This is a genomic window from Streptomyces malachitofuscus, assembly GCF_055571035.1.
On sequence record NZ_JBVIGA010000005.1, the window covers coordinates 142,470 to 163,184 of the forward strand.

Annotated in this window: 18 protein-coding genes; 9 read left to right on the top strand and 9 right to left on the bottom strand. The window is 73.1% G+C overall.

The window, feature by feature from the left end; genetic code table 11:
• Window positions 1-25: 25 nt before the first annotated feature.
• Window positions 26-1,339: an MFS transporter gene (locus ACZ44S_RS09025; protein WP_466926154.1), complete on the bottom strand. Its 1,314-nt coding sequence runs from the start codon at window positions 1,337-1,339 to the stop codon at window positions 26-28.
• Window positions 1,340-1,411: 72 nt separating this feature from the next.
• Between ACZ44S_RS09025 and ACZ44S_RS09030 the strand changes: the two genes are divergently transcribed.
• Complete coding sequence (locus ACZ44S_RS09030) at window positions 1,412-2,470, top strand: GlxA family transcriptional regulator (RefSeq protein WP_466926156.1); 1,059 nt, start codon at window positions 1,412-1,414, stop codon at window positions 2,468-2,470.
• A gap of 406 nt (window positions 2,471-2,876) precedes the next feature.
• Here the strand turns inward: ACZ44S_RS09030 and ACZ44S_RS09035 are convergent, their stop codons facing one another.
• From ACZ44S_RS09035 to ACZ44S_RS09045, 3 genes are all read right to left on the bottom strand, one after another.
• Window positions 2,877-3,341: an ATP-binding protein gene (locus ACZ44S_RS09035; RefSeq protein WP_466926679.1), complete on the bottom strand. Its 465-nt coding sequence runs from the start codon at window positions 3,339-3,341 to the stop codon at window positions 2,877-2,879.
• A 484-nt stretch (window positions 3,342-3,825) separates the two neighbouring features.
• Window positions 3,826-4,338, bottom strand: coding sequence for an EF-hand domain-containing protein (locus tag ACZ44S_RS09040; protein WP_466926158.1), 513 nt, complete (start codon window positions 4,336-4,338; stop codon window positions 3,826-3,828).
• A 171-nt stretch (window positions 4,339-4,509) separates the two neighbouring features.
• Complete coding sequence (locus ACZ44S_RS09045; protein WP_466926161.1) at window positions 4,510-4,890, bottom strand: STAS domain-containing protein; 381 nt, start codon at window positions 4,888-4,890, stop codon at window positions 4,510-4,512.
• Between the two features lie 362 nt (window positions 4,891-5,252).
• Here ACZ44S_RS09045 and ACZ44S_RS09050 point away from each other — a divergent pair, with 362 nt between their 5' ends.
• The gene (locus tag ACZ44S_RS09050; RefSeq protein ID WP_466926163.1) at window positions 5,253-5,834 is read left to right on the top strand and encodes a sigma-70 family RNA polymerase sigma factor; all 582 of its coding nucleotides are present in this window, start codon (window positions 5,253-5,255) and stop codon (window positions 5,832-5,834) included.
• Window positions 5,831-6,985 (top strand): maleylpyruvate isomerase N-terminal domain-containing protein, encoded by a 1,155-nt coding sequence (locus ACZ44S_RS09055; protein WP_466926166.1) that lies wholly within the window; start codon window positions 5,831-5,833, stop codon window positions 6,983-6,985. The genes ACZ44S_RS09050 and ACZ44S_RS09055 overlap by 4 nt, the downstream gene beginning before the upstream one ends.
• A gap of 186 nt (window positions 6,986-7,171) precedes the next feature.
• Here the strand turns inward: ACZ44S_RS09055 and purU are convergent, their stop codons facing one another.
• Together purU and ACZ44S_RS09065 are read right to left on the bottom strand one after the other, a co-directional pair.
• Entirely contained in the window at window positions 7,172-8,053 is an 882-nt protein-coding gene (gene purU / locus ACZ44S_RS09060; RefSeq protein WP_466926169.1) for a formyltetrahydrofolate deformylase, read from the bottom strand.
• A 47-nt stretch (window positions 8,054-8,100) separates the two neighbouring features.
• The gene (locus tag ACZ44S_RS09065) at window positions 8,101-8,538 is read right to left on the bottom strand and encodes an SCO4402 family protein (RefSeq protein WP_466926172.1); all 438 of its coding nucleotides are present in this window, start codon (window positions 8,536-8,538) and stop codon (window positions 8,101-8,103) included.
• 181 nt (window positions 8,539-8,719) lie between these two features.
• Between ACZ44S_RS09065 and ACZ44S_RS09070 the strand changes: the two genes are divergently transcribed.
• Window positions 8,720-10,027 carry an ABC transporter substrate-binding protein gene (locus tag ACZ44S_RS09070; RefSeq protein ID WP_466926175.1) on the top strand — a complete coding sequence of 436 codons (1,308 nt, stop codon included), beginning with the start codon at window positions 8,720-8,722 and terminating at the stop codon, window positions 10,025-10,027.
• Window positions 10,028-10,051: 24 nt separating this feature from the next.
• On the opposite strand, the gene ACZ44S_RS09075 is transcribed toward ACZ44S_RS09070, so the two are convergent.
• Complete coding sequence (locus ACZ44S_RS09075) at window positions 10,052-11,998, bottom strand: hypothetical protein (RefSeq protein ID WP_466926178.1); 1,947 nt, start codon at window positions 11,996-11,998, stop codon at window positions 10,052-10,054.
• A gap of 193 nt (window positions 11,999-12,191) precedes the next feature.
• Window positions 12,192-13,577, bottom strand: coding sequence for a transcriptional regulator (locus tag ACZ44S_RS09080; protein ID WP_466926181.1), 1,386 nt, complete (start codon window positions 13,575-13,577; stop codon window positions 12,192-12,194).
• Between the two features lie 306 nt (window positions 13,578-13,883).
• Between ACZ44S_RS09080 and ACZ44S_RS09085 the strand changes: the two genes are divergently transcribed.
• The 4 genes from ACZ44S_RS09085 (at window position 13,884) to ACZ44S_RS09100 (ending at window position 18,594) form a co-directional block, all read left to right on the top strand.
• Window positions 13,884-14,546: a bifunctional DNA primase/polymerase gene (locus ACZ44S_RS09085; protein WP_466926184.1), complete on the top strand. Its 663-nt coding sequence runs from the start codon at window positions 13,884-13,886 to the stop codon at window positions 14,544-14,546.
• Between the two features lie 51 nt (window positions 14,547-14,597).
• Complete coding sequence (locus ACZ44S_RS09090; protein WP_466926187.1) at window positions 14,598-15,374, top strand: ABC transporter ATP-binding protein; 777 nt, start codon at window positions 14,598-14,600, stop codon at window positions 15,372-15,374.
• The gene (locus ACZ44S_RS09095; protein WP_466926189.1) at window positions 15,371-16,963 is read left to right on the top strand and encodes a transporter; all 1,593 of its coding nucleotides are present in this window, start codon (window positions 15,371-15,373) and stop codon (window positions 16,961-16,963) included. Before ACZ44S_RS09090 ends, ACZ44S_RS09095 begins: the two co-directional genes overlap by 4 nt.
• 236 nt (window positions 16,964-17,199) lie before the next feature.
• Complete coding sequence (locus ACZ44S_RS09100) at window positions 17,200-18,594, top strand: PAS domain-containing protein (RefSeq protein ID WP_466926192.1); 1,395 nt, start codon at window positions 17,200-17,202, stop codon at window positions 18,592-18,594.
• A gap of 103 nt (window positions 18,595-18,697) precedes the next feature.
• Here the strand turns inward: ACZ44S_RS09100 and ACZ44S_RS09105 are convergent, their stop codons facing one another.
• Window positions 18,698-19,453, bottom strand: a complete 756-nt coding sequence (locus ACZ44S_RS09105; RefSeq protein WP_466926195.1) for an SIS domain-containing protein — start codon at window positions 19,451-19,453, stop codon at window positions 18,698-18,700.
• 229 nt (window positions 19,454-19,682) lie between these two features.
• Here ACZ44S_RS09105 and ACZ44S_RS09110 point away from each other — a divergent pair, with 229 nt between their 5' ends.
• Window positions 19,683-20,375 carry a metal-dependent transcriptional regulator gene (locus ACZ44S_RS09110; RefSeq protein ID WP_190165372.1) on the top strand — a complete coding sequence of 231 codons (693 nt, stop codon included), beginning with the start codon at window positions 19,683-19,685 and terminating at the stop codon, window positions 20,373-20,375.
• Window positions 20,376-20,715 lie beyond the last annotated feature (340 nt).

Below are 20,715 nucleotides of genomic sequence, written 5' to 3' on the forward strand. Positions count from 1 at the left end.
GTCACGCGGAGGTGAGCGCGACCGGTCACGCCACCGCGAGCGGCGCGGCCGGCCGCTTCCTGATCACCAGCGCCATCAGCGCCGCCGCCGCGCACAGCGCGCCCGACGCGTACCAGACCACGTCGTACGACCCGAACACGTCCCGGGCGACACCGCCCGCGAAGGCCACCACGGCCGCCCCCACCTGATGGGAGGCGAGCACCCAGCCGAAGACGATCGGGCTGTCGTCCCCGTAGTGCTCCCGGCACAGCGCCAGCGTCGGCGGCACGGTGGCGACCCAGTCCAGCCCGTAGAACACGATGAAGAACAGCATCGGCGGATGCACGCTCGGCCCCAGCAGCAGCGGCAGGAACAGCAGCGAGACCCCGCGCAGCGCGTAGTACACGGCCAGCAGCCGCCGTGAGTCGAACCGGTCGGTGAACCACCCCGAGGCCACCGTTCCGACGACGTCGAAGACCCCGATGACGGCCAGCAGCGACGCCGCGGTGGTGATCGGCATACCGTGGTCGTGGGAGGCCGGCACGAAGTGGGTCTGGATCAGCCCGTTCGTCGAGGCACCGCAGATCGCGAAGGTGCCGGCGAGCAGCCAGAAGGGCCCGGTCCGCACCGCCGAGAACAGCACGGTCACCGCCCGCCGGGCGGCCCCCGGCACGGGTGCGGGCTTGGGCACGAACTCCTTGGCCCCGTACGGCTTCTGCCCCACGTCGGCCGGGTGGTCGTGCAGCAGCAGCCAGACGAAGGGAACCACCGCGAGGGCGGCGAGGGCCACGGTGACGGCCGCCGGGCGCCAGTCGTGCCGGTCGACGATCCAGGACAGCACGGGCAGGAAGATCAGCTGCCCGGAGGCGGACGCGGCGGTGAGGATGCCGGTGACCAGGCCCCGGCGTTCGGTGAACCAGCGGTTGGTGACGGTCGCGGCGAAGGCCAGCGCCATCGAACCGGAGCCGAGACCGACCAGCAGGCCCCAGCACAGCATCAGTTGCCAGGCCGCGGTCATCCACACCGTCAGGCCCGAGCCGAGCGCGATCACGGTGAGGGCGGCCGCGACCACCCGGCGGATGCCGTACCGGTCCATCAGCGCGGCCGCGAAGGGCGCGGTGAGCCCGTACAGCGCGAGGTTCACGGAGACCGCCGCGCCGATCGTGCCGCGCGACCAGCCGAACTCCTCGTGCAGCGGGTCGATGAACAGGCCCGGCACGGAACGGAAGGCGGCGGCGCCGATGATCGTCACGAACGTGACGGCGGCGACGAACCACGCGCGGTGCACACGGGTGCGGGCGGGCTTGCGGCCGCCCGCGGGCGGCTCCACGACGGCGGCTGTCTCGCTTGTCTGGGTCACGCCATAGAGCTTCCGGTGCGGCGGGCCCTCACATCGAGTGGCCCGAAGGACAGCATTCGCTAGGATCGGGCCATGGATCCGGTCCAGTCCGCGCCCCCGTCCGCGCCCCCGTCCGGCGACGTCCGGCCCCACCGGGTCGTCGTGCTCGCCCTCGACGGCCTGCTGCCCTTCGAGACGGGCATTCCGCACCGCATCTTCGGCCGCCCGCGTGACGGCAGGGGGCGGCGGCTGTACGAGGTCGTCACCTGCTCGGTCCGGCCACCCGGCCCGGTCGAGACCGACGCCGACTTCACGATCGACGTCGCCCACGGCCCCGAGGCCCTCGCCACCGCCGACACGGTGATCATCCCGGCCTCCTACGAACTCGGCCCGGTCTACGAGCGCGGCGAGCTGACCGGCGAACTGGCCGCCGCCCTCGCCCTGATCCGGCCCGGCACCCGGATCGCGTCCATCTGCACCGGTGTCTACGTCCTCGCCGCCGCTGGCCACCTCGACGGGCGCCGCGCGACCACGCACTGGGCGGACGCCGAGCGCCTCCAGCGGCTCTTCCCGCGCGTCGAGGTCGACCCGGACGTGCTGTACATCGACGACGGCGACATCCTGACGTCGGCGGGCGTCGCGGCCGGGATCGACCTGTGCCTGCACATGGTGCGGCGCGACCACGGCGCCGAGGTGGCCAACGACGTGGCCCGGCGGACGGTCGTGCCGCCGCACCGGGACGGCGGGCAGGCGCAGTACATCCAGCGGCCGGTGCCCGACGCGCAGCAGGCGTCGACGAGCGCCGCCCGCGCATGGGCCCTCGGCCGGCTGCACGAGCCGATCCAGCTGCGGGACCTGGCCGCGCGGGAGGCGATGTCGGTCCGCACCTTCACCCGCCGTTTCCGGGAGGAGGCCGGGGTGAGTCCGGGGCAGTGGCTGACGCGCCAGCGGGTGGAACGGGCCCGGCAGCTGCTGGAGTCCACCGATCTCTCCGTGGACCAGGTGGCGCGGGACGCCGGGTTCGGGACGGCGCAGTCGATGCGGCAGCACCTCCAGGCGGCGCTGGGGGTGACCCCGACGGCGTACCGGCGGACCTTCCGGGCGGCCGGGGGGCGGCAGGACGGGCCGGTGGCGGCGTCGGCCACGAGATGAGCGGATAGCCGCGGGATGAGCGGATAATTGTCCACACCCTGTGGACAACCGGGGCGACCCTGTGGCGGTGCGGCGCTGTCCACCCCGAGCACGGCAGCGCCGCACCGCTCTTCGGCTCCGGCGCCCCGTCCGGGTTCCCCCCGGCCCCGGGGGGACCGACGCCGCATCACGACCCACACTCGCCGAGGGCTCCCGTCGTCGGGCCCTCGTCGTCCCCTCGCGGCGAATCGCTGACGAACAGCGTGATCAACCGGTCACGACGCGTCAACACCGATTCGGGTGAGAAGGGGCTGGATGCGACATACGCCCTGTTTGCGGGGACCGCGCACGGAAGCACACCCGGCGCACCGGCCCGGCCGTCACCCCGCACGGCCGGCTCACCGTGCCCCCGTACACCGGGGTGTACTCACACCGCCTCGTAGGCCAGCCCGTCGTACGCCGTGACTCCCCCGCCACAGGCCGGCGCGGCCTCGGATCCCCCCACGCAGCGGTCCAGCTCGCACCAGATGCGCTTGCCGGCACCCTCGGCGCTCCAGCCCCAGCGGTCGGCCAGGCCGTCCACAAGGGCGAGCCCGCGCCCGCCGGTCGACTCGCCGTCCACGCAGCGCGGCACCGGTGCCCGGTCGCTGCGGTCGGCCACCTCCAGGCGGACGATGGCCTCCTCGGCCGCCTCCGCGTCCGGCAGGGAGAGCCGCAGCACGGCCGGACAGCCGGTGTGCACCACGGCGTTGGTGACGAGCTCCGAGACGAGCAGGATCAGCGTCTCGGCCAGTGGTTCGTCGACCCCTATGCCGGACCCGGCCAGCCGTGAGCGTGCCCACCGCCGGGCCCGTCCCACCTCAGCGGGGTCGGGCCGGATCTCCAACTGCACTTGAAGCACCTGCACCGCTCACACCATCCGAACCGGCGGACACTTGGACTCGCGCCTCACGAGAGCCACGATCGTAGCCATTTTCTGCATGGCCAGAACAATGGCCCGGGCAGGAGTCACGGAACGTGAATCCCTTATGGGACAGCATGGTTGACGTACAGTCACGCCAACAAGCGCTTCGGGCATATTCCAGCGCGAAGGAGTACCCGTGCGGCATACTGTGCGACGCTCGCGGCGGGAGGTCGAACAGGCGTCGGCAGAAGGCCCGGACACCCGGCGAGCAACCGCAGGCACCAGCGGAGACGGAGTCGCCTCGGGGGCGACTCCGCCGCGGTGCGTGCTCACAACGACTCGCATCCCACACAAGGTACCGGAGCGGACGTCCGACTCCGGGCCGTGACGAGTCACGCGAAGGACACAAAGTCCGCCTCAACGCTCCGTGATCACGGAAATGCCACGATCCGCGACATCCTCGCGGGGCGCGTCACTCGGGGACGGTGAAGTAGCGGGCGAAGGCCCGGACGATCTCCTCCTCGTCGATCCTGCCGTCGCCGTCGGTGTCCAGCGTGGCGGCGACCGTCGCGGCGAGGTCCTCGGCGAGGCCGAGCACCTTGAGCACGCGGGCGGTGTTCTCGACGCCGACCGCGTCGTCGCCGGCGGTGTCGGCGACGGCGAGCACCGCGTGCAGGAAGGGACGGGCGATCTCGGCGAACCGGTCCGGGTTGTCCCGCAGCCGCTTGACGGCGCCGTTCACGAACTCCTCGCGCGTGATGCGCTGGTCGCCGTCCCGGTCCGCGATGCCCGCCATGCCCTGCCAGAACGCCTCGGCGCCGATGTACAGGGCCTGGCCCCGGTCGGAGCGGGCGGCGGTGCCGAACTCGGCGAGCAGCGCCTTGGCCGCTCCGCTGAAGTCCTCGCGGTCGATGTAACCGTTGCCGTCCTGGTCGAAGAGGGCGAACCGTGCCGCGATCCTGCGCTCGTACTCGCTGGTGACCATGTCTCTTTCAGGCCGCCTTAGGTCAGTGGGGTCGTCTCGCAGGGAGCGTACGTGGTGGGAGGCCGTCGGGGAGCCCGAAAACGGCGCCTGGACCAAGACCGGGGGAATAACGGGACAACCGTGTGACACGTGTGAGCGGTGCCCCGGCGCGCGCCGGCCGGCCGGCGGGGATCAGGCCGACAGCGGACGGGAGTCCTCGTCGACCGCGGACGGGACGTCCGGGTGGATCTCGAAGAGGCGGCGGACACCGAGGGCGCCGAGCACCTTGTTGACGTGGCTGCCGTCGGCGGCCCCCCGCGCGGGGAGGATCAGCCGCAGGCTGCCCTGACAGGAGCGCAGCAGACGGCGGGAGGCTATGAGCACGCCCACCCCGCTGGAGTCGCAGAACCACACCTCGGAGAGATCGAGGACGAGGCTGTGCCGGCCCTCGGCCACCACGTCGTGCACCCGCTGGCGCAGCACCGGGGACGTCACCAGATCCAGCTCGCCCGACACCCGGAGCACGGCCCACTCGCCGTGCTCTTGATCGGTCACTTTGAAGGTCACCACCACGCCCCTCGCTCACGAAAACGGAAGCAGTACCTACGCTTCCTTGCAGCGCGGCTGCCCACCGGCCGTTCCCTGAAACACGGCCCCGGAAACGATTTCCGAACAGAAAGGGCTTGTTCTAGTCGTCTTCGATCCGATTCGATCGGTTCCGATCGGCGTGAGGAGGGGTAGGCGTGGCCCGAACCACGTCCGACGTGCCCCGGCGGCCCCATACCACCTGCGGCTCCGTCGGGGGCGCACATTGCCATAAAGGGGCGTGCGCCCTCGTTCATGCCGACTACATTCATGGGGTCGCCGGCCACACGCCGACCCCGCGCACCGACCGGCCCGGGGTTCCGGGGGAGGAACAGGGGGTGAGGGGCCGCATGCCGAAAAGGGACGTACCGCCCCGCTGGGACCGCAAGATGCAGCAGCGGCTGGCGCGCGGGGAGGCGGCCGCGCTCGGAGAGCTCTACGACCGGTTCGCCTCCCTCGTCCACGGCCTCGCCCACCGCGTCGTCGGCGACGAACACGCGGCCGACGGCATCACCCGCGACGTCTTCGCACACGTCTGGGAGCACCCGGACTCCTACGATCCCAAGCAGGGCACGCTGCGCAGCTGGCTCGCCGCGCTGACCAACCGGCTGGCCGTGCAGCGGCTGCGCACCACCGAGACCGCGGCGCTCGCCCGGGGCGGCCTCGGCACCCCGGAGGAATTGGAGCGCAAGGTGCGGCACGCCTCGGTGGCCGCCCGCGCCGACTACATCGTCCAGTCCATGCCGGCGCCCCTGCGGGCCGCCCTCGAACTGGCCTACTTCCAGCGCCGGGACTACCACCAGACCGCCGTCGATCTCGGCGTCACCGACGACGAGGCCCGCCGCCGGCTCCGCCTCGGCCTGCAGCTGCTGGCCACCGCCCACGACACCGAGGCCCCGGGCGCCCCGCCCGGAATCGGGGGTGCCGCGTGACCGACGAGCACCGCGCCGCGAACGGGCCGGACGGTACGACCCTCGTGCTGGAGCACCAGGTGTTGAAGTCGCTGCTGGGCGCCTGGGCACTGGCCGCGTGCGCGCCCGCGGAGGCGGAGGCCGTGGAGGAGCACCTGGGCGACTGCGGACCCTGCGCGGACGAGGCGCTGCGGTTGCGCGAGGCGGTCGGCCTGCTCCACCGGCCCGAGAGCCTCGACCTGGACCCCGGCCTGCGCTCCCGCGTCCTCGACTCCTGTCTGGAACGGCGCCCGGCGCGCATCCCCGTACCGGAGTGGGCGGCCGGCTACGACGCCGAGAGCGCGCGGCTGGACGCGCTGCTCCAGGACTTCGGCGACTCCGAGTGGCACGCGCCGGTGCGGCTGCGCTGGTACGAAGCCGACGAGGCGAGCACCCGCCGCACCACCGTCGCCGGGGTGATCGCGCATCTGCTGACGGTCGACGGGCTGGTCGCGGTCGCCCTCGGCCTGGACGACCCGCTCGGTGACGTCGCACCCGCCCGGCCCACCCCGTCGGACCGGACCGAGGCCTACTGGCGGGCCGCCCACTTCCCGCCCACCCGCTCCGTCCGCGGGCCCTGGCGCGAGCAGAGCCACGCGCTCGTACGGACGGTGTCGTTCACGGGCAGCGGGACCGGGCGGATGACCGTGCCGTACGGCGACTTCGAACTGCCGCTGCACGACGCGATGCTGGACCGCGCCTTCGAGTGCTGGGTGCACGCGGAGGACATCGCCGAGGCGGTGGACTACCCCTACGAGCCGCCCTCCGGACGGCATCTGCACCGCATGGTCGACCTCGCCGCACGGATGCTCCCCGCCGTGCTGGAACACCGTCGGCTGCACGGACTGGCCGCCCCCGTCGAACGCCGTCTGGTCGCCGCAGGCGAGCCCGGACGCAGCCTGCGGCTGGAGATCGAGGGATCCGGGGGCGGGGAGTGGCTGATCCCGCTGGACTCACCCGCGGCGAAGGGCTCCGCCGAGCACGAGGTGGCCCATGTCGCCCTCGACGGCGCGGAGTTCTGCAGGCTCGCGGCGGGCCATGTCGCTCCGCGGGAGGCGGCGGCGGGTCAGGTCGGTGACCGCGAGGCGATCAGGGACGTGCTGTTCGCCGCGGCGAGCATGAGCCGTATGTAGGGGGTTGCGTTTCGTCGGCGGCTGCGGGCCGGTGGGAGCCGTTCGCGCAGTTCCCCGCGCCCCTTTCACGTGGGTCCAGTGAACCCACCTCAGGGGCGCGGGGCTGTATCGATGTGCGGCTCCGCCGCGTGGGCGCGACCAGCCACCGACTGCCCGCAGCCGCCGACGAAACAGAACCCCCGGCCCCTACGCGAAAACCACAGTCCTGCGGCCGTTGAGCAGAATCCTCCGCTCCGCGTGCCACTTCACCGCCCGCGCCAGCGCCTGGCACTCCACGTCCCGCCCGACCGCGACCAGCCCCTCGGGGGTGACGTCGTGGCCCACCCGCTCGACCTCCTGCTCGATGATCGGGCCCTCGTCGAGGTCGGCGGTGACATAGTGCGCGGTCGCGCCGATGAGCTTCACGCCCCGCATGTGCGCCTGGTGGTACGGCTTCGCGCCCTTGAAGCTCGGCAGGAAGGAGTGGTGGATGTTGATGATCCGCCCGGAGAGCTGCTTGCACAGGTCGTCGGAGAGCACCTGCATGTAGCGGGCGAGGACGACGAGTTCGACCTTCTCCTCGCGCACGATCTCCAGCAGCCTGGCCTCGGCCTCCGGCTTGCCGTCCTTCGGCACCGGAATGTGGTGGAAGGGAATGTTGTACGAAGCCACCAGCTCGGCGAAATCGGTGTGATTGGACACCACTCCGGCGATCTCCACGGGCAGTGCCCCGGTCCGCGCGCGGAACAGCAGGTCGTTCAGACAGTGCCCGAACCTGCTGACCATGAGCAGGATCCGCATCTTCTCGTCGGCCCGGTTGATCTGCCAGTCCATCTGGAAGGAGTCACCGATCGCGGCGAAGCTCGCCCGCAGCTTCTCCACGGTCACCGGGGCGTCCGCGGAGAAGTGGACGCGCATGAAGAACAGTCCCGTGTCGTGGTCACCGAACTGCTGACTGTCCTCGATGTTGCAGCCGGTCATGAACAGATAGCTCGACACGGCGTGCACGATGCCCTGCTTGTCGGGGCAGAACAGGGTGAGAACGTACTGGTCGGCCGGTGCCGCGGCTCGGGTGGACTGCTCGCTCATGCAGAAAAGGGTCCCACACGCGGCGTCGCGCCCGGCCGACCGTCCCGCTAGGCGGACCGGGTCAGGATCCGCAGCACCTCGAGGGTGCTCGGCGGGGCGTCGGGGTCCTCGCCGTCGCTGGTCGCCATCCGCACATGGGCGTCCCTCGCGGCCCGCACCGCCTCCGGCCATCCCTCGTTCTCGAGGTACGCGGTCACCGGCGCGTCGGGCCCGACCTGGTGCATGATCCGCAGCACGCGCAGCACCGCGGTGTCGACGAGCGCCGCCTCCTGGGAGTCGCGGAAGATCGTTCCGACGTACTTCTCGGCGGACCAGTTGTCCAGCCAGGTGTCCTCGACCAGCCGGTAGACGGCGTCGGTGACGTCCCCGTAGCCGGGCACGCCGGCCAGCCAGACGTCCCGCTGGAAACCCGGGTCGGAGAGCATGTGCAGCGCGGAGCGCACATTGCTGCGCCAGCGCCACCATGGCATGTCGTTGAGTGGCATGCCGCCCATGGTGGAGGAGCGACGGCCGCGACGGGAAGAGTTCTCCGAACCTTGCACGGTCGTCGATCGTACGTTTCCGTGTCCCACGGGCGGCAGGGGACCCCGCAATTCACCTCCCCGTCACCATGCGTTGACCCAAGGTCACTCGGCGGTTGGCCGTGTGGCGGAATCGTGCGGGAGCATGACCGGCAGGCGACAGACCCGCAGCACCTTCCTCCCCCGCCTCCTCACCCGGCCCGTCCGGGCCAGCGCCCTGACCGCGGGCGCCCTGGCGGCGTGCGCGTCGCTCGCCGCCGGGTGCGGGATCGTCCCCGGTGCCACGGGGGGCTCCGGGGACGACACCATCACCGTGATGACCTGGGCGCCCGAGAACACCGGTGCCACCAACAAGCCCGGAATGCCCGCGTTCGCCCAGGCGTACGCCCGCTGGATCAACGCTCAGGGCGGTATCGACGGGCGCCGGCTGAACGTGCTGACCTGCAACGAGAAGAACGACGCCGTGACCGCCTCGCGGTGCGCCCGGCGCGCCGTCGAGGAGGAGGCCGTCGCGGTCGTCGGCTCCTACAGCCAGTACGCCGACGCGTTCCTGCCCACCCTGGAGAGCGCCGGCATCCCGTACATCGGCGGCTACGGCATCACCAACGACGAGTTCACCAGCCCTCTGTCCTACCCCGTCAACGGAGGCCAGCCGGCGCTGCTGGCCGGGCTGGGCCGCACCCTCGCCGACACCTGCGGTCCGGTCACCCTGATCCGGCCCGACAGCATCGCGGGCGACCAGCTGCCCCCGCTGCTCGACTCGGGCCTGCGGGCGGGCGGGCACGAGTCCACCGGCGACCAGCGCGCCGCGGAGACCGCCACCTCCTACCAGCACCAGGTGGACCGTGCCCTGCGGCGGGCGACCGCCGTCCCCGGCGAGCAGGGCTGTGTCGTACCCGCGCTCGGCGACCGCACGGGCATCTTCATGGACTCCTTCCGGCGGGCCCGCGCCGACCACCCCGACGTGCGCACGGCGACCGTGCTGGGCAGCGTCGACCAGACGACCGTGGACGCGTCCGGCGGGGCGTCGGGGCCGTACGAGGGCTCGTACGTCACCGGCTGGTACCCGGCGGCGAACGACGCCCGCTGGAACGGGATGAAGAAGGTGATCGAGCAGGAGGCGTTCGGCGACAACCGGATCGACCCGGCCGACGCCGGGGTGCAGACCACGTGGATCGCCTACACCGTGTTCCGTCAGGCCGTCGAGTCGCTCGGCGACGGCGCGGTGACCGCCGACACGGTGAGCGGGGCGCTGGACGGCGGGCTGAAGGCCGACACGGGCGGGCTCACACCCACCCTGCAGTGGAAGTTCCAGGACGAGCTGGCCGCCGTCGGCTTCCCCCGGCTGGTCAACGCGCACGTGACCCTGCAGGTGGTCGAGAACGGCCGGCTGGTCGCGGCCCGCAAGGGCTTCACCGATGTGACGAAGACCCTGCGGAACGCGGACCTGTGACGGCCGCCGGCCCTCCGGGGCCGGTCAGAGCTGGGTCGGCTGCCGTTCGGTCAGGCCGTACTGCTTGGCGATCGTGTTCCACAGCTGCGCCGCCCTGCCCTTCTCCGTGGTCGCGGTGCCGCTGGCCCGGTTGCCCGCCTGGGTCTGCTTGGTCGCGCGGGCCTGACCCTTCTTGCAGAACTTGCCCTTGGCACCGGCCACCTGGTCGGCCCAGGCCGCGTAGTGGTTGTCGGCCGAGGCGGACGCCTGCCACGCCTTGGTGAGGGCGCTGGTCAGGGCCTGGTGCTCCGGCAGCTTGTCCACGGAGAGGGCGGAGAGGTCGGTCACCAGCCGGCTGCGCTGCCCGGCCGCGTCCCGCAGGTCCTTGGCGGCCGCGCCGAGGTCGCGGCAGGCCTTCACATCGGCGACCGCGTTGATCACGGCGGTGCGGCTGGCACCGCTGTCGGCCAGCAGCTTGTCCAGCTCCACGGCCTGCTCACGGGCGGGGTCCACGGACGGCGAGGGAGACGCCTCCTCGGTCGCGGGCGCGGTGGCGGACACGGTCTGGTTGCCGCTGTCGTCGTCACCGCCGCCGCTGCCGAGCAGGGCGCCCGCGCCGACGCCGAGGACGGCGATGCCGATGCCCACCGCCGCGATGACCGGTATGCGGGTGCCGGAGCCGCCGCCGCGTCCGCCCCTGCCGCTGCCGGCCGGTGCGGCCGGGCGCGGGGCGGGTGCGGCCGGCGCGGGCCCGCCGTACTCCACGCGCGGAAGCTGCTGGGTGGACCCGGCCGGGCCGCCGTCGTCACTGCGGAAGAGGTTGTCGAACTCGGCGGGGGGCTGCCGGTTGCCCTCGCCGGCCGGCGGGGCGGGGGCGCCGTACGGCTGCCCGGGGGGCTGGTCGGTCACGGGGGCGATGTACTGCGTGGCCTCGGCGTCCGGGGTGCCCGCGCCGGGTGCGTCCTGCGGAGGGAGCCCCAGGTACCGGGTGGCCTCGGAGTCGTGCGTGGCGGGCATCTCGGGCGGCAGCGCGCCCGGGCCCACCGGGGGTATGTACTGCGTCGCCCCCTCGTCGGCGCCGCCCGCGGGCACCGGCGGCAGGAACTGGGTGGCCCCCTCCGGCCCGTCGGGCACGCCACCGGCCGGGGAGCCGTACGCGTGCGGGGCGGGAGCGCCGTGTCCGGCGCCGTGCGGGCCGTGGCCGGAGTGGTCGGCGCCAGGCGGCAGCGGGGCCGAAGCGCCGTGCCCGCCGGGCCGGTCACCGTAACCGGCGCCGGAACCGTACGGGGGGTGCCCGCCGTGCCCGGCCGACGCGTCCGCGCCGTACGAGCCGCCGGAACCGTGCCCGACGGACGAAGGACCGGCGCCGTACGCACCGCCCGCACCATGCCCCAGAGACGAGGCATCGGCGCCGTACGCACCGCCGGAACCATGCCCGACGGACGAAGGACCGGCGCCGTACGAGCCGCCGGAACCATGCCCGGCCGACGAAGGACCGGCGCCGTACGCACCGCCCGCACCATGCCCCAGAGACGAGGCATCGGCGCCGTACGCACCGCCGGAACCATGCCCGGCCGACGAGGGGTCCGCGCCCGGGTGGGTGCCGTAGCCCGGGTCGGGCCGGGCCGGGGCGTTCTCGGGCGGCAGCGGGCCGGCGCCCTGGGCGCCGCCCCGGGGAGCGTTCCGGTCGTCCCAGGAGGACCCTTCGGGCGTGCCCCACGGGCCGCCGTCGGACGGGGACGTCCAGTCCTGGCCCGCCGGCGGTCCCGGGTTCTGCTGGTCGGGGCCCCACGGCGTGCCCCAGGTCTGGCCGCCGGGCGGGGCCGAGGCGGGGAAGCCTCCGGCGGAGGGCCGGCCCTCCGCGCCGCCGCCCGGCGCGACCGGTCCGGCCGTCATGCCCGGCAGCAGGGGCTCACCACCGTCGGAGGGCAGCACGATGCCTTCGCGCGCGGGGCGCGCCGAGGGCTCCTCGCCCTGTCCACTCTGCGTCACCGGGACTCCTACCAATGGGGGACCTTGTGAATCGTCGGCTCACGCTACCGGGTCCCCGGAGCCCGGTGCCACGCAGCACAGAACCCGACCTCATGCCCTGTGAGCGCGGTAACAAAACCAGGTCACCGCCAGCTGGTTACGCCGCCTCCTCCCCCATCCCCTCCTCCCCCGTCGCCCCGGCCGCTCACCGGCGTCACGCCGCCGCCTGGAGCTCCATGCGCGCCCCGAACTCCCGTACCACCGGCTCCTCCCGGTACGGCTCCAGACGCTGCTGGAGGTCCTCCAGATACTCGGCGCCCCGGTTGGACCGGAGCCCGTGGAGCAGCCCGGCCGCCTTCAGGCCCGTGCTGCAGGCCTGTTCGATCTCGCGCTGCTGCACCTGGGCCGTGGCCAGCAGCACATAGCCGATCGCCCGCCGCCGGGCCCGCGACTCGGGATGCCCCTCCAGGGACTGGCGGGCGCACCGCCCGGCGGCCTCTGCCTGTCCGAGGTCCCGGTGGCAGTGCGCCAACTCGTCGGCCAGATACGCCTCGTCGAAGTGCGCGATCCACGCCGGGTCGTCGCCCGAGGCGGGATCGGCGGCCTCCATGGCGCCCACGGCCCGCCCCGCAGCCGCCTGCGCGGCGTGCGCGTCGCCCATCAGCGCGTGCCCGCGCGCCTCCGCCGCGAGGAACATCGACTCCGCGCGGGGCGTCACGCGCCCCCGCGCGCCCTCCTGCGCCGCCCGCGCCAACTGCGCGATCTCGCGCGGGTTCCCGAGCTGCGCCGCGAGATGGCTCATGGAGGCGGCGAGCACATACCCGCCGTAACCGCGGTCGCCCGCCGCCTGCGCCAGCCGCAGCGCCTGGATGTAGTAGCGCTGCGCGAGCCCCGGCTGCCCGGTGTCCACGGCCATGTACCCGGCCAGCTCGGTCAGCCGCGCGACCGCGGCGAACAGGTCCCGGCCCACGGCCTCCCGGTACGAACCCGCCAGCATCCCCGAGACCACGCTGTTGAGGTAATGCACCACGACCGGGCGCACATGCCCGCTGCCGTACTGGTGGTCCAGGTCGACCAGCGCCTGCGTCATCGACCGCACCGCCGCGACGTCGGACTGGCCCACGCGCGGGCCCGCGGAACGCGCCACCTGCCCGTCCGGTCCGGAGATCAGCCAGTCGCGGCTCGGCTCCACCAGCGCGGACGCCGCCACGGAGGAGCCGGACAGGAAGTCCCGCCGCCCCACGTCGCTGCGCCACAGCTCGCAGACCTGCTCGATGGCCCCCAGTACCGTCGGCGAGAACTGGAGACCGACACCCGACGCGAGGTTCTTGCCGTTGGCCATGCCGATCTCGTCGATGGTGACCGTACGGCCCAGCTTGCGGCCCAGGGCCTCCGCGATGATCGCCGGTGCCCGCCCCCGCGGCTGCTGCCCGCGCAGCCAGCGCGCCACCGACGTCTTGTCGTAGCGCAGATCGAGGCCGTGCTCGGCGCCGCACATGTTGACCCTGCGGGCCAGCCCGGCGTTGGAGCATCCGGCTTCCTGGATGAGCGCCTGCAGCCGTTCGTTCGGCTGCCGCGCGACGAGAGGCCTTGCGGCCATGGCGTACCCCCTGAGGCTGCGGTGCCTGCCCACGCACCGGGTTGACGTTCTTCCGCGGCCGTACTTCTCACGTCCCGGCGAGAAGAACCGGCCGTGAAGATCAATGCCCCGCCGACGTGCCGACAATGCGAAGCATGTGAGGATTGCCGGGGTAACGGCTGTTGCCGGCCCCTCTCCTGGCTACCCATGCGCGGACGCGGATCCTCGCGCGCGCCCCCACGGATGCACCCATGCGCCCCAAAGACGGAACCGATGCTCCTCCCCCGCGCACACGGGCGGGCGTAACCCCTGGTGACGGCCGTAGTTGTGTTCATCGTGGAAGAGACGATCGCGGGCGCCGACGCCGTACAGATCCCGAAGCAGCGCGGGGAATCGCTGCTGGACACCGCCGTTCGCTACGCGGAGGAACGGCACTGGGACGTGTTCCCGGGCACCTGGCTGGAGGTCGTGGACGGGGTGCACGGCTGCTCGTGCGGTGTCGCGGCGTGCCCGGCCCCCGGCGCGCACCCGGCACGCCCTGACTGGGCGGCCCAGGCGACCGGCAGCGCCACCGTCGCCCGGCGGATGTGGCAGAAGCAGCCGGCCGCCTCGATCCTGCTGCCCACCGGGCGGACCTTCGACGCGATCTCCGTGCCCGAGACGGCCGGCTTCCTGGCGCTCGCGCGGATGGAGCGCATGGAGCTGACGCTGGGTCCCGTGACGCTCACACCGGACCGGCGGATGGAGTTCTTCGTGCTGCCGGGGGCGGCAGCGAAGGTTCCCGACCTGGTGCGCAGGCTGGGGTGGACGGTGGCGTCGCTGGACCTGACGGTCCTCGGGGAGGGCGCGTACGTGGCCGCCCCGCCCACCCGGTTCGGATGCCGCGGGGCCGTGCAGTGGGCCTGCCGGCCCACCCCGGTCAACCGATGGCTGCCGGACGCCGAGGAGTTGGTGTCGCCGCTGGCCTACGCCTGCGGCAGGGACCGGTAGGGGCGGCGCGCCCGCCGACGTGCCCTACGCTTCCAGCCGGCGGAGGGAGTCGTGGTGGGAACTGTTGCCGTACGTGTGCAGGGGCTCTGGAAGCGGTTCGGACAGCAGGTCGCCGTGGGCGGGATCGATCTGGAGCTGCCCGCCGGGCGGTTCATCGGGCTGGTCGGCCCCAACGGCGCGGGGAAGACCACCACGTTGTCCATGGTGACCGGGCTGCTGCGGCCGGATCAGGGGACCGTCGAGGTCGTCGGGCACGACGTGTGGCGGGACCCGGTCGAGGTCAAGGCCCGGATCGGGGTGCTGCCGGAGGGGCTGCGGCTCTTCGAGCGGCTGTCGGGGCGTGAACTGCTCGCCTACACGGGGCGGCTGCGGGGTCTGCCCGGTGACGAGGTCGACCGGCGGGCCACCCAGCTGCTGGACGTCCTCGACCTCGCCGGTGCCCAGCACAAGCTCGTCGTCGACTACTCGACCGGCATGCGCAAGAAGACCGGCCTCGCCGCCGCCCTGCTGCACAACCCCGAAGTCCTCTTCCTCGACGAGCCGTTCGAAGGCGTCGACCCGGTCTCCGCGCAGACCATCCGGGGCGTGCTGGAGCGGTACACGGCGTCCGGCGCCACGGTGGTGTTCTCCTCCCACGTCATGGAGCTCGTCGAGTCGCTGTGCGACTGGGTGGCGGTGATGGCCGCCGGCCGCATCCGCGCCCACGGCCCCCTCGCCGAGGTGCGCGGCGACGCGCCCTCGCTCCAGCGGGCGTTCCTGGAACTCGTCGGCGCCGACAGCCGCGACGCCGGCTCCGGCCTCGACTGGCTGGGCGGCGGCTCCCGGTGAGCGGGGCCGCGGTCACCGCCGTCTTCGTACGGCTGAAGCTGTCCCTGCTGCGCAACGGCCTGCGGCAGTCCGGCGGCCGCAGAGCGGCGTACATCGCCTCCGCCGTCGCCGCCCTGCTCGTCGCCGCGCTCCAGCTGGTCGGGCTGATCGCGCTGCGCGGGTACGACCACGTCGAGTCGCTGGTCGTCCTTGTCGTGGCGGTGCTGGCGCTGGGCTGGGCGGTGATGCCGCTGTTCTTCCCCGGCGGCGACGAGACCCTCGATCCGACCCGGCTGGTGATGCTGCCGCTGCGGCCGCGGGCCCTGGTGCGGGCCCTGCTCGCGGCCTCGCTGATCGGCATCGGGCCGCTGTTCACACTGTGCCTGCTCACCGGTTCGGTGATCGCCGTCGCCCACGGCGGGGCGGCGTTCGCCGTGGGCGTGCCCGCCGTGCCACTGGCGCTGCTGGTGTGCGTGGCGCTGGCCCGGGCGGTCGCCACGGCCAACGTACGGCTGCTGACGAGCCGCAAGGGCCGGGACCTCGCGGTGCTCAGCGGACTGGTGATCGCCGTCGGCGCGCAGGTGGTCAACTTCGGGGTGCGGCGCCTGGGTTCGTCCGGCCTGGAGCAGCTGGCCCCGGTGGCGGACGTGCTGCGCTGGTTCCCGCCGGCGTCGGCGCTCGGCGCGGTGCACGCGGCCGGTGAGGGGTCGTACGGGGTCGCGGCGGCTCAACTGGCGGCGAGCGCGGCGGCGTTGGCGGTGCTGCTGGTGCTGTGGTCGCGGTCGCTGACGCGGCTGATGACCTCCCCGGACGGTTCCACCCTCCAGGCGGGCGACGCGGCGGTCCGCGAACGGTCGTCGACCGGGCTCGCCCGGCTGCTGCCCCCGGGCCGCACCGGTACGGCCGTGCAGCGCAGCCTGCTCTACATCTGGCGCGACCCGAAGACCAAGACCGCCTGGGTCACCTCGCTGGCGATCGGACTGATCGTGCCGGTGTTCAACGCCTGGCAGGGCACCGGCTCGGTGTACATCGCCTGCTTCGCCGCCGGAATGCTCGGCATCATGATGTACAACCAGTTCGGGCAGGACACCTCCGCGTTCTGGATGGTCGCGATGACCATCTCCTCCACCCGGGACGCGTACGTCGAACTGCGCGCCCGCGCACTGACCCTGCTGCTGGTCACCCTGCCCTACTCCGCGCTCGTCACCGTGCTGACGACGGCCGTGCTGGACGACTGGGCGCGGCTGCCGGAGGCCCTCGGCCTGTCCTTCGCCCTGCTCGGCGCGATGCTCGCGACGGGCGCGTGGACCTCGGCCCGGTTCCCGTACTCCATCCCGCAGGAGGGCTACAAGAACGTCGCCCCCGGCCAGGTCGGCCTGGCCTGGATCTCGATCTTCGGCGGAATGGTCGCGGCGGCGGTGCTGTGCGTCCCCGTCGTCGCCCTCACGATCTGGCTGAACGTCGACGCCGCCGGCCAGGACCTGCTCTGGCTGCTGCTGCCGGTCGGCACGGCCTACGGGGCCGTCCTGACCCTGCTGGGACTGCGCCTGGCCGCACCGCAGACGGCCCGGCGGCTGCCGGAGATCATCACGGCGGTCAGCCGGGGCTGAGCGGCCGCCCTGCCCGACGAGGTCGAGCGGTATGTTCTGCCCGGCGGCAGCGACGCCCGGCGAACGCCTCGGCCGGCGCCTTTTCCCATGTGAACGGGGTGACGCGGCTCTCTCGTACAACAATTCCCTCAATCTTGTCGAGAAGCCGATGTGCGCTGAGTCACGTTCAAGTTGAATGATTGCAAGTGAGAGAACCGTCGTGCCGTACGTGCGGACGCAGCCTGCAGGGGGTTCAGGTGAGTGCTTCCCGGCGCAGTGGGGCCACCGACGAGCTGGGGCCGGACGAGCCCGAGCCCGCGCGGGAGGGATCGGACGGCTCCGACCTCCTCGCCGCGCTCCTCGACGGCATGGACGCCGCCCTGTGTGCCTTCGACGCGGACGGCGTGGTGACGCACTGGAACCGTGAGGCGGAGCGGATCCTCGGCTGGACCGCGGCCGAGGCCGTGGGACGGGCCGGGTTCGCCGGGTGGGCCGTGCGCCGCGCGGACGCCGAGGAGGTCGAGGCGCGGCTGATGTCGGCCATGGACGCGCCGGGTCGACAGGTGAACGAGTTCGCGCTGCTGACGAAGGACGGCGGCCGGGTGCTGGTGCGGACCCAGTCCGCGGCCGTGCGCGGACCCGACGGCAAACCGGCGGGCGTGTACTGCGCGTTCAGCGAGGTGCACGCGCAGATCGATCTGGAGCGGTCGATCGCACTGAGCGAGGCACTCCTGGAGGACGCGAGCTGGGGCGTCGTCCTGGTCGACGCCGATCTGCGGCCCGCGGTGGTGAACGCGCACGCCGCGCGGGCGCTGGGCGCCGGGCGGACGTCCGTGCTGGGGCGGCCACTGGGGGAACTGCTGGCGCAGGGCGTGGAGGAGCTGGAGAGCGCCCTCACCCATGTGCTCGCCGAGGGCGCGCCGCCGGCACCGGCCGAGCTGTGGGTGAGCGTGCGCACGCCGGAGGGCGAGCGGCGGCGGTGCTGGCGGAGCGGGTTCGTGCGGCTGGCGTCGCCGCTCGCGGAGGAGCCGGTGCCGCTCGGCGTCGGGTGGCTGTTCCAGGACGTGACCGAGTCACGGCAGGGCGAGCAGGAGGCCTCGCTGCTGCGCTTCCGCGCGCAGCAACTGCACCGCGCGGCGCGCGCGGCGGCGGAGTGCGAGGATCCGGCGGAGGCGGCGACGGTCCACCTCGACTTCGCCCTCGCCGGATTCGCCGACCACGCGCTGATCGACCGCGTGGCCGACGGTGCGGACGACGCGGACCGGGTGCGGCTGGTCCGGGTCGCCGCGACACCGTCCGGCGCGCCGGGCCCCACCAGGATCGACGGGCGGGCGGGACTGCCGGTGCGGTACGGCGAGGGACATCCCGCGGTGCAGTGCGTGGAGCGGGCGGGCTCGGTGCGGGCCGGGGCGGGTTCCCTGTCCGCGGAGGACGCCCGGGCGTGGGCGGTGGCGCGGCAGTGGCCGCCGGACGCGGTGCACGCGCTGTGCACCGTGCTGCGGAGCCGGGGACGGACGCTCGGTGCTGTGACGTTTCTGCGGGGGGCGGGGCGTCACGCGTTCGAACGCTCCGACGCCATGTACGCGGAAGACGTCGCGGTCCACATCGCCACATCCCTGGACCTGGCGTCCCTCGCCCGCCCGGACCACTGACCGTCCCTGGCCGGCAGGTCAGCCCCTCCGGCGTTCGAGGAGCCGGGGGTCCGGGGCCGGCGCCCCCGGAGGTCGGGACGGGGAAGGGGCAGCGGGGGCGAACTCAGTGGCCGTAGAAGATCCGGTCCGCGTACTCCTCGAAGACGCGCGCGTTCCACTCGTGACCGCCGTCCACATTGCCCGAGCGGAGCAACGGCGGCTCGATCCCGCGGTCGGCCAGCCCCGCCGCCGCGGTGGCCATCACCGCCTGCAGCAGCGCCGTCGTCACCACCGTCGACGCCGGAGCGAACGGCGCGGGCACCTTGTCGTGCGTCAGCTCCGCGTCACCGACCGCGACACCGGAGTCCAGCACCAGATCACAGTGGTCCTTCAGGAACGTCCCCGACGAATGCCGGGACGACGTCTGCGCCGCGTACGCCACCGACGTCACGCCGATCACCCGCACACCCAGCTCGCGGGCCCTCATGGCCATCTCCACGGGCAGCGCGTTCCGCCCGGACAGGGAGATGATCAGCAGCGCGTCACCCGCGCGGAGCGGCGAGGACTCGAGCACGACGCCCGCGAGCCCGTCGACACGCTCCAGGGCGGAGCCCAGCGTCGCCGGCCGCACGTCGACACCCACCGCACCCGGCACGGCGAGCAGGTTCATCAGGGCGAGTCCACCCGCGCGGTACACGAGGTCCTGCGCGGCGAGCGAGGAGTGCCCGGCACCGAACGCGAAGAGACGGCCGCCTTCCGCGACCGTGTCGGCCAGCATCGCGCCCGCGGCCGCCACGGCATCGGCCTCCTCGTCGCGGATCCGCCGCAGCAGGTCGATCGCGGCGTCGAGGAACTGACCGGCCGGCGTGCGGTCGCTCATGCGGCATCCCTTCGCGGTGAAGTGTTGCGGATCACCGTGCGGTCTGGACCAGTGCCGTGTCAATACGGCGCCCGGCGGCCCCGTTCTCCGGCGTGCGCACCCCTCGTTTCCACAGCGGGACCCGGTTGTCAGCCGTATGCGTAAGAATTGAGTCCTGGGCCAGCGCACGCGCCGGTGAGCAGGCCGGCCTCCGGCAGAGCCAATCCGCAGATCTCATCAAGGGGCATGTATGTCCGGACTGATCGACACCACGGAGATGTATCTCCGCACCATCCTCGAGCTGGAGGAGGAAGGTGTGGTCCCCATGCGCGCCCGGATCGCCGAGCGGCTTGACCAGAGCGGGCCGACGGTCAGCCAGACGGTGGCGCGCATGGAGCGCGACGGCCTGGTGTCCGTCGCCGCCGACCGCCACCTCGAGCTCACCGAGGAGGGCCGCCGGCTGGCCACGCGTGTGATGCGCAAACACCGGCTCGCGGAGTGCCTCCTGGTCGATGTGATCGGCCTGGAGTGGGAGCAGGTCCACGCCGAGGCCTGCCGCTGGGAGCACGTGATGAGCGAGGCCGTCGAGCGCCGCGTGCTGGAGCTGCTGCGGCACCCGACCGAGTCCCCCTACGGCAACCCGATCCCCGGGCTCGAGGAACTGGGCGAGAAGGACGGCGCCGACCCCTTCCTCGACGAGGGCATGGTGTCCCTGGCCGACCTCGACCCGGGCGCCGAGGGCAAGACGGTCGTCGTGCGCCGGATCGGCGAACCGATCCAGACCGACGCGCAGCTGATGTACACGCTGCGCCGGGCGGGCGTACAGCCCGGCTCGGTGGTGAGCGTGACGGAGTCGGCGGGCGGGGTGCTGGTGGGCAGCAGCGGCGAGGCGGCCGAGCTGGAGAACGAGGTGGCCTCGCACGTGTTCGTCGCCAAGCCCTGACCGCACCGGGCGAACGGTTCGCGCCTGCCGGTGTGAACGCGCCGAATCGAAGATCCAGTACGTCGAATCGCAGCGCTCGCCGGAAACGCGTGCAAGGCTGTCGCGTGAGGCATATGACCTGAGGGGCTCTTGGCCGGGCCGACAGCGATGTCACCCCGGCCGGGGAGGGGCGGGACGATGTGCCGTGACCACGTGAGGAGCCCCGGCGCCGCGTGGCGCCGGGGCCTGTCCTCCCCTGTGCTGACCCGGAGCCCCGAGCTCTCAGGGTCATTCCCCTCGGACCGGTTTCCCCGAGCGGTCCGCCTCCCGCTGAAGATCTCCCCTGGGCCGCGGCGATCAA

Coding starts and splice junctions, on each gene's coding strand:
- ACZ44S_RS09080 (WP_466926181.1), bottom strand. CDS start 13,577: ATGGCCGCAAGGCCTCTCGTCGCGCGGCAGCCGAACGAACGGCTGCAG.
- ACZ44S_RS09110 (WP_190165372.1), top strand. CDS start 19,683: ATGTCCGGACTGATCGACACCACGGAGATGTATCTCCGCACCATCCTC.
- ACZ44S_RS09050 (WP_466926163.1), top strand. CDS start 5,253: ATGCCGAAAAGGGACGTACCGCCCCGCTGGGACCGCAAGATGCAGCAG.
- ACZ44S_RS09030 (WP_466926156.1), top strand. CDS start 1,412: ATGGATCCGGTCCAGTCCGCGCCCCCGTCCGCGCCCCCGTCCGGCGAC.
- ACZ44S_RS09065 (WP_466926172.1), bottom strand. CDS start 8,538: ATGCCACTCAACGACATGCCATGGTGGCGCTGGCGCAGCAATGTGCGC.
- ACZ44S_RS09105 (WP_466926195.1), bottom strand. CDS start 19,453: ATGAGCGACCGCACGCCGGCCGGTCAGTTCCTCGACGCCGCGATCGAC.
- purU (WP_466926169.1), bottom strand. CDS start 8,053: ATGAGCGAGCAGTCCACCCGAGCCGCGGCACCGGCCGACCAGTACGTT.
- ACZ44S_RS09040 (WP_466926158.1), bottom strand. CDS start 4,338: ATGGTCACCAGCGAGTACGAGCGCAGGATCGCGGCACGGTTCGCCCTC.
- ACZ44S_RS09070 (WP_466926175.1), top strand. CDS start 8,720: ATGACCGGCAGGCGACAGACCCGCAGCACCTTCCTCCCCCGCCTCCTC.